This window comes from Gelidibacter sp. (assembly GCF_035577925.1).
Classification (GTDB): Bacteria; Bacteroidota; Bacteroidia; order Flavobacteriales; family Flavobacteriaceae; genus Gelidibacter.
The window spans coordinates 1-1,807 of the sequence record NZ_DATJCY010000303.1; the positions used below are offsets into that span (position 1 = coordinate 1).

The 1,807-nt window shown below is 34.8% G+C and carries 3 protein-coding genes; all 3 read right to left on the bottom strand.

Features of this window, described 5'->3' with window-relative positions; translation table 11 throughout:
* Positions 1-134: 134 nt before the first annotated feature.
* Entirely contained in the window at positions 135-734 is a 600-nt protein-coding gene (locus tag VNJ50_RS11870; RefSeq protein ID WP_325582182.1) for a hypothetical protein, read from the bottom strand.
* Positions 735-814: 80 nt separating this feature from the next.
* Positions 815-1,462, bottom strand: coding sequence for a hypothetical protein (locus tag VNJ50_RS11875; RefSeq protein WP_325582184.1), 648 nt, complete (start codon positions 1,460-1,462; stop codon positions 815-817).
* A gap of 64 nt (positions 1,463-1,526) precedes the next feature.
* The coding region (locus VNJ50_RS11880; protein ID WP_325582186.1) for a hypothetical protein at positions 1,527-1,807 on the bottom strand (281 nt) is incomplete at its 5' end.

The following is a 1,807-nucleotide window of genomic DNA, read 5'->3' on the forward strand; positions in this document are numbered from 1 at the left end:
AAAAAATAATATTTTTTAAATTCTGGAATTCAACAGAATTTAAATATTTCTTTTGTTCATTTAGGGCGTCAACATTTTTAGGGTAATATTGATAAGCTATTTTTCTTAAAGTATTTTCATCCATAATACTCGATTTAGTCACAGTTACCCATTCCAAAAAAGTTGTTTTTGTATTCGGTCGGAATAACAGTATATGACATTGCGTTAAATTGCACTCTACCTCCATTTGTAATGATAGGATAGTTATACTTCAATCTTTGCTCAAAATACATCCTCACTTGTAATTCAGTTGCTACAGTATTACCGTAAAGAGCAACTACTTCTTTCATTGAGATTGCTAAAGCTTTAGCTGATAATTCAGCTGCTAAACCATTATTAATATTTCCTCCTATTATCATATTTCTTAGAACACCAAAAAGAATTGGCGACGTATATGAAACATCAAAATTAACATATACCCCTTGTGCTGACAACACAACTATCTTAAATCTAATATTTTTAACAGCTGACTCTTGCCAATTTGATGAGGTGTTAATAAAGTTAAAACTTTTACAACTCGGAGCAATATCCTTTTCAATCTCTTTTAAAACACACTCATACCCATTGTCCACCATACCAGCCGGGCACTCGCAGGCTTTGGTCCTGGGGTTATAGACCTTGCCTCCCCCACAATCCCAAACCTCTTTTGGATTGCCGCCGTTGTAACCGTCACCACCGCCATAGTCCCATTCCAATCCGGTATTTTGAACGGGACTAATAGGGCCAGTATTGGTGGAAAATACTTATTATCCCAAAAGTCTAGTCCAAATTCTGTTTAATCCTCCAACTTTCTCCACGTAGTTACACTGCCGTTATCATTTATAACCTCAAAATGTTTTTCGCGCACTTTCTTCAACTTTAAAGTATCTGTTCGGTTTAGCACAGGAATACCGGTATAGCTCTTTTGCAGGTAAACCGATATTTTATAGTTCCATTCCCTATATATGGTCAAATAATAAATAGTATGTCGGATTGAGTTCGTCAGTCCATAGTCCATTGACGAAATTTCAAATTGAAGTTCACTAGTATCTCGTTTCAATTTAAAGGAAGATCTGCCATCTTTATTGGAAACATCTGCCCTATAACCTTTTTTGGACAAACTGTCTTTATAAAGTATTTCTACTCCAGTAGCAGGATTGCCATCAAAATCAAAAAGATTAAAATCGACGGTAATGGAATCTTTGTTGCTTTCCCATATTTCCGAAATGTGATAGCTCATTTTAAGAGGCACTGTTTTGTTGTAGTTCAGGATAAGTTGATCCTTACTTAATTTATACTCACCTTTGGCATAATGCTCCCTACCTAATTCACCCATTACCTCTTTCTTAAAAGTACCATCTTTTGTGAAATTAAAATACGTGTAAACCCCAGCTTCAGCAACCCAATCTGGCACATTATCAATTACATATCTTCCTTCTATCATTTTGACTGATTGAGAAAAACAAAGATTAATCCCAAATAAAATGGTAATAAAGAGCCATATGGTATTAACATTTTTTTCCTTTTGCATTTCTGTTGCCATATTGTTCATTTTTTAAAATGTCATTTATCTTTTCTCGATCAGACTTATTCGGTACCAAACTTTTGAAAGAATTTGTATCCTCATAAATTGGATTTCCTGCGTCATCTAATATAGCATTACCTTTAGCATCTTTTTTGACATAAACCAATCCCCCAAACGCCATACTTCTGTAATACTCCCATCCTAAATTGGTTCTGGAACCATACTTTTCATCCCAAATTAAAAGTGAAGCCGCCATGGCATCAA

Coding starts and splice junctions, on each gene's coding strand:
- VNJ50_RS11875 (WP_325582184.1), bottom strand. CDS start 1,462: ATGATAGAAGGAAGATATGTAATTGATAATGTGCCAGATTGGGTTGCT.